The following is a 6,423-nucleotide window of genomic DNA, read 5'->3' as shown; positions in this document are numbered from 1 at the left end:
CCGCCCCCCCCCCCACGAACGGGTCGCCGCGCTTTTACTTCGCCTTCTCCACCACGTTCTCGCCCGTGGCGATCTCCTTGCGGGCCCAGTGGCCCCAGTGGTACAGGGCGTCGGACTCGGACACCGTGCCGTCGCCGAACATGAGCTTCGCCGTGCCGCGGTACGGCTGGAAGATGCCGGCGCCCAGGAAGATGTGCGCCAGGCCGAACACCGCGATCAGCAGAAAGCCTATGTCGTGCAGGAACAGGGTCACGCCGTGCACGCCCGCACCGAAATCGAACAGCGTCGTGCCCAGCAGAAGGATGATGCCCGTGATGCCCATGAGCGCTCCGGCGAACCACAGCATGCCGTCGGCGAAACGCTGGCCGCTCTTGACCTCGCGCTGGTCGGGCATGTGGATCCACTTGGCCATGAACAGGTACGGGAAGAACAGCATCATCCACTTCTTGTCGTCGGAATCCCAACGATCGAACAGGTTCTTGAAGATGTGCGCCACGCCCTTCGGAGCCAGCAGGGCGCTGATCAGCGGCACCGCGACGAACACGACGCCGATGATGCGATGCGACATGCGAATGGCGAACACCGTGTCCGCGCCGACAGCGGCCGCGAGGGCCGGAACGAACACGAACAGGCCGGAGATGCACAGCAGGATGCACGCCGCGATGGTGATGCCGTGCGTCAAGCGCGCCTGCAGCGAGTGGCGCTTGATGTAGCGTTCCTTGCCGCTGGCTGCCATGCTTGCCAAGAACGCCTGGTTCTTGGCGGCTTCCTCAGCGGAAACCTTGACGGGTCCCTTGCTCATCGGTTGCCTCCCTTCTTGCCCGGAAGGTTCTCGGTGATATGCTCCATCACCGTCTCCTCGTCCTGGCCGTCGCCGTGCTTGACGACCTCTCCGGTGTCGACGGAGATCGTGTCGTCCGTCTCGGGGTTGTACGCCAGCTTGTCGCGCTTGTAGCCGATGCCCAGCACGAACATGGCCGCCAAGCCGGCAACCGTGAGGCCCGTGACGGCGCCCGTGACCGGCTTCATGATCTGGGTCAGGCCGACCATCGGGTTGACCTGCGGGTCGACGACCTGGCCGTGCGCTTCCACGCCGTGCTTCAGCACCTGGATCACGTGAAGGCCGCCCACCTCGTCCTCACCGTACAAGGCGGCGTCCGCATAGCCCTTGCCGTGCAGGTAGTCCACGCGTTCCCGGGCGATGGAAAGCATCTCCTCGCGATCGCCGAACATGAGCGCCTGCGGTTGGCAGGTGGTCACGCACGCCGGAGCCAGGCCCTGCTCGACGCGGTCGAGGCATCCGGTGCACTTGTTGATCTTGCTCGTGTCGCCGTGGTATTGCGGCACGTCGAACGGGCAGGCCGTGGAGCAGTACCTGCAGCCGATGCACTTGGACTCGTCCACGCTGACGAAACCGGTGGCCTCGTCCTTCTTCAGCGCCCCGCCAGGGCAGATGGTAGCGCAGGGGGCGTCGGCGCAGTGCTGGCACGAGCGGCGCCCGAAGGCCCACTTCACGCCCTTGTCGCCGCCGGCCTCCTCATGGAAGCTGATCAGCAGGCGCGTGTCGCCGTTCAAATCCATCGGGCTTTGGTACGAGCCCGTGGAAGGGTTCCCGTTCTTCTCGAGGGTGGACGGCAGGCCGTTCCAGCACTTGCAGGCCACCTGGCAGCCGCGGCACGCGGTGCAGCGGGAGGAGTCGAACAATATGGCTTTCTCACTCATAGCTCACCCCTCCTATGCCTTCTCGATGTCGACGAGGAACGCCTTGTACTCGGGCACCCAGCAGTTCGGGTCGCCCACGTTCGGCGGCAGGTCGTTGACGATGTCTCCGGTGGCGAAGTCGCCCGCCCAGCCGAAGTGGTGCGTCATGCCCACCTGGTGCACGGTCTCGCCGTTCACCTTGAACGGCTTGAAGCGAGGCGTGACCAGCGCCATGACCTCGACCGACCCGCGGTTGTTGAACACGCGGACGCGCTCGCCGTTCTCGATGCCCTTTTCGGCCGCCAGTTCCACCGACATCTCGACGAACTGCTCGGGCATGGCCTCGTTGAGGGCCGGGCACGTGCGGGTCTGGCCGCCGGTCTGCCAATGCTCGGTGACCGAATAGGTGGTCACCGCGATGGGGTACTGGCTGCGGTCGCCGCGCTTGACCGACTCGAACTCGGCGAAGCGCACGCACGGCGAGTTCTGCCGTCCGTTCAGCTTGTTGTCCGCCGGGCTCTCGAAGGGCTCGTAGTGCTCGGGCAAAGGACCGTCGCCCATGCCGTAGCTCTCCAGGCGCGCGTTCTGCTCCCACAGCATCATGAACGCCTTGTCGTTGGGCGGCACGGGCGTGCCGTTCGACACGGCCACGAAGTCGCCGACGTCGTTCTGCACCCACTTCTCGCCCGTCCATTCGACCAGCACCCGGTTCGGGTTCCAGGGCTTGCCTTCCAGGTCCGCCGAGGCGCGGTTGTAGATGATGCGACGGTTGAGCGGCCAAGCGAACGACCACTTGGGATGCAGACCCAGCCCCGTCGGGTCGTCGGCGACGCGGCTGCCGATGGCCTGCTCGGCCGGGTCGAGTGGAGCGTCGTTGTTGGCCCAGAAGCCGGTGTAGATCCACATGCCGCAGGCCGTGGAGCCATCGGCCTTGAGGTTCGCGAACGTGCTCAGCAAATCGGGCGCGCCGTTCTCGAAGCCGCCCTCGGCGTAGTTGTAGCCGTTGAGGGCCCAGGCCACGGGGCGCGGGTCGATCTTGCCGTCAACGTAGTAGTCCCACTTCGTGTTGACGACGGGCTCGGGAGCCACACCGTCTTCCTTCTTGTACAGGTCGACGATGGCCTTCCACAACACGTCGCAGATCTCGTAGTCGGGCTTGGCGTCTTCCCACGGCTCGACGGCCTGGTAGCGCCACTGCAGCCAGCGGCCAGAGTTCAAGATGGTGCCCGGCTTCTCGTAGATCAGCGCCGCGGGCAGGAAGTACACCGTGGTGTCGATGTCGGCGGCGTTCATGTCGGGGGCCTTCCAGAAGGTGGCGGACTCCGTCTCCACCCAGTCGGCCACCACGAGCCAGTCGAGGTTCGCCATGGCGCGGCGCACGTTGCTCGCGTTCGGCGCCGAGTGGCAGGGGTTCATGCCCCAGTTGAAGTAGCCCTTGATGATACCCTGGCTCATCAGCTCGAACGAGCCGATGATGGAGTAGTCGGGGCTCTTCGGCACCTTCGGCCACCAGTCGTAGCCGTAGTCGTTCTCCACCGTGGCCGCGTCGCCGAACCATTCCTTCAGCGCGGAGACGATGAACTTCGGCTTGTTGGTGTAGTAACCGTCCGCGTACGTCTCCTTCTCGCACCATTTGCGCAGAGACGGCGTGCCGTACTCGGTGGGCCAGTTCAGGTAGCCAGGCTGGTTCGCCACGAGCATGCCCATGTCGGTGGCGCCCTGCACGTTCGGCTCGCCGCGCAGCGCGTTCACGCCGCCGCCGGCCACGCCGACGTTGCCCAGCAGAAGCTGCAGGATGCCCATGGAGCGGCAGTTCTGCGCGCCGTACGTGTGCTGCGTCTGGCCGAGCGCGTACAGGATGGTACCGGACTTGTCGGGAGCGCCGGTGGCCGCGTAGGTGGCGTACACCTTCTCCAAAAGCTCCTTGTCCATGCCGCACGTGGCGGACACGGTGTCCAGGTCGTAGCGGGAATAGTGCTTCTTCATCTGCTGGAACACGCACATCGGGTCCTGCAGGGTCATGTCGCGCTTCGGCACTTCGACGGTGGGAGGCGTGAACTCGGGCACGCCCTCGGCCTTGGCCCAGGCGTAGGCGCCGCCCTCCGAGGTGTCCCACTCCTTCGTGGACTCCACCTGGTAGTGCCAGGTCTTCGCGTCGTAGGTGGCGCTGTCCTTGTCGAAGCCCGAGAAGATGCCCGTCTCCACGTCGAAGGAGTACTCCTCGTCCAACAGGTAGGACGCGTTCGTGTAGTTCAGCACGTACTCGTGCTGCCACAGGTCGTGCTCGAGAATGTAGTTGAACAGACCGCCGTAGAAAGCGATGTCGGTGCCCGAGCGGATAGGACAGTAGATGTCCGCCATCTCGGCCGAGCGCGTGTAGCGCGGATCGACGACGATCCACGTGGCGCCGTTGTCAAGCGCCCTCTGCACCCACTTCGACGAAACGGGGTGGTTCTCGACGTTGTTGGAGCCGATCGTCAAGATGACGTCGGCGTTCTGCATGTCGCAATAGTGGTTCGTCATCGAACCGCGACCGAATGTTGCTGCCAGACCGGCAACCGTGGGGCTGTGTCAAACACGAGCCTGGTTGTCGATGGCTATCACCCCTAGCGACCGCATCATCTTGTTGATGAGGTACTCTTCCTCGGAGTTCTGCTGGCTGCCGCCCAAGCTGGCGATGCCGTGGCAACGGTTGACCGTGATGCCGTTGGACACCGTCTCGAACGTGGCGTCGCGCGTGTCCTTGACCCAACGCGCGATCTCGGCGACGGCGTCGTCCCAGGTGATATCCTCCCACTCGGAGGCGCCGGGGCGTCGAACCATCGGACGGGTCCTGCGGTTCGGGTTCTTGATCACCTCGCGCGTGGCGGGATCCACCACGTTGCGCAGCTGGAACATCGTGGCGCCCTTCGGGCACAGACCGCCCTGGTTGACCGGATGGTCGGGATCGCCTTCGATGTTGATCAGCTCGCCGTCGCGGGTGGAGCAGATCACGCCGCAACCGCCGGAGCAGTAGCAGCAGATGTTCGTGTACTCCTCCGTGTTCACGAGCTTCCAGTCGGCTGCGGGCTCGACGGCCAGCGCCTCCGACTGTGAGGACAGCTCGAACGCCATGGTAGTGGCGAACGCTGCGCCGGCGGCTTTGAAAAAGCCCCTGCGTGACAGATTCATGTCCTCGTTCTCCTTCCTTCTCGTCTTCTCGTCCGTTGAGAATCGTGCGCCGATGCCAGCGAGAGAACGTCGCCGAGGGCATGGGAGACGTCGTCCTGCTCGTGGTACCGGTACATACATGCCGTGGCCGAGTCGGCAGCCCTCCACCGCTCGACCGCCGCAATCCTAACAAGCTCCATCGGATGCGACATCATCAGTTTCTGATGAGGCGACCCGTTTTATGCGCAAAATCCTGTGATCTATTCGAGAATATTCGGTAAACGTCATACTTCCCCTTGAAGAGGCAAAACGAACGGTCGCTTTCCGGCTGCGAACGGCATAGGCGGTTCCGGCGAACGGCCAGCGCGATCCGGGTACGGCGCCGAAGACGGGATGCATGACGCCTTGGAGGCGGGACGAACGGCCGACGGGACGGACTGCTATACTGCGAGAAACGACCGATTCGTCGCATGCGAAAGGAGTCCCATGAGCGAGACAGAGCGCATTCGTCTCACCCGCCTTACCGAGAAGGGCGGTTGAGCGGCGAAGTGGGGTCCGGGAGACCTCGAAGAGATACTGAAGGACATCGCGCCGCCGCCCGACGCAGATTTGCTGCTGGGCTTCGACACGTCCGACGACGCCGCCGTCTACCGTCTGAACGACGACACGGCCGCGGTGCTGACGCTCGATTTCTTCACCCCGGTGGTGGACGACCCCTACGAGTTCGGCGCCATCGCCGCGGCGAATGCGCTGTCCGACGTGTTCGCCATGGGGGCGAAGCCTCTGACGGCGCTCAACATCCTCGCGTTCCCGTGCAGCCTGGGCACCGACGTGGTGGCCGACGTGCTGCGCGGCGGCGCCGACAAGGTGCGCGAGGCGGGCGCGTTCGTGGTGGGCGGCCACTCCATCGAGGACGACGAGCCGAAGTACGGCCTGTCGGTGTTCGGCACCGTGCACCCCGACCGCATCGTGCGCAACGGCGGCGCACAGCCGGGCGACGCGCTGTTCTACACGAAGGTCCTCGGCTCGGGGATCATGAACTCGGCGTTCCGGGCCGGCCTCGAGGACGACGAGGGCATGCGCCCCGTCATCGCGTCCATGATGGAGCTCAACAAGGCGGGCTCCGAGGCGATGGCGGCCGCGCACGTGCACGCCGCCACCGACGTGACGGGCTTCGGGTTGGCCGGGCACCTCCACGAGATGCTGGACGCCTCGAACGCGTCGGCCGAGCTCGTCTGGGACGACCTGCCGCTGTTCGAGGGCGTCTACCGGTATTCCTGCGACTTCTGCCGCCCCGCCAAGACGTTCGGCATCATCGACTGGGCGCGCGCCTTCGTGAGGCAGGGCGGCCTCGGAGACGAGGAATTCGAGAACCGCATGGGCGTGCTGTGCGACCCGCAGACGTCCGGCGGCCTGCTGGTGGCCGTGGCGCCCGACGAGGCCGACGAGTTCGCGCGCGCGTTCGAAGCGGCCGCCGGTCGCGCGCCTGCGCTGATCGGCCGTGTTCGCGACGGCGCGGCGGGCGAGATCAGCATGAAGTAGAGCCGCATCGCCCCGAAGGGGGGCGATGCG

4 protein-coding genes are annotated in these 6,423 nt (G+C 65.3%); 1 reads left to right on the top strand and 3 read right to left on the bottom strand.

Features of this window, described 5'->3' with window-relative positions:
- Positions 1 to 34: 34 nt before the first annotated feature.
- Genes GT590_RS09530 through GT590_RS09520 form a run of 3 tightly spaced genes read right to left on the bottom strand, consistent with a single transcriptional unit; the run spans position 35 to position 4,872 of the window.
- On the bottom strand, positions 35 to 802 hold the full coding sequence (locus GT590_RS09530; protein ID WP_161171059.1) for a cytochrome b/b6 domain-containing protein: 768 nt from the start codon (positions 800 to 802) through the stop codon (positions 35 to 37).
- Complete coding sequence (locus GT590_RS09525; protein WP_161171058.1) at positions 799 to 1,722, bottom strand: 4Fe-4S dicluster domain-containing protein; 924 nt, start codon at positions 1,720 to 1,722, stop codon at positions 799 to 801. Before GT590_RS09525 ends, GT590_RS09530 begins: the two co-directional genes overlap by 4 nt.
- A gap of 12 nt (positions 1,723 to 1,734) precedes the next feature.
- Positions 1,735 to 4,872, bottom strand: a complete 3,138-nt coding sequence (locus GT590_RS09520) for a molybdopterin-dependent oxidoreductase (RefSeq protein WP_161187001.1) — start codon at positions 4,870 to 4,872, stop codon at positions 1,735 to 1,737.
- 465 nt (positions 4,873 to 5,337) lie between these two features.
- Here GT590_RS09520 and selD point away from each other — a divergent pair, with 465 nt between their 5' ends.
- Complete coding sequence (gene selD, locus GT590_RS09510; protein ID WP_161171056.1) at positions 5,338 to 6,393, top strand: selenide, water dikinase SelD; 1,056 nt, start codon at positions 5,338 to 5,340, stop codon at positions 6,391 to 6,393.
- The last annotated feature ends 30 nt before the right edge of the window (positions 6,394 to 6,423 follow it).

This window comes from Eggerthella sp. BIOML-A1, assembly GCF_009875595.1.
In the GTDB taxonomy this organism is placed as follows: Bacteria; Actinomycetota; Coriobacteriia; order Coriobacteriales; family Eggerthellaceae; genus Eggerthella; species Eggerthella lenta.
This window is presented reverse-complemented; position numbering and strand designations above follow the sequence as displayed.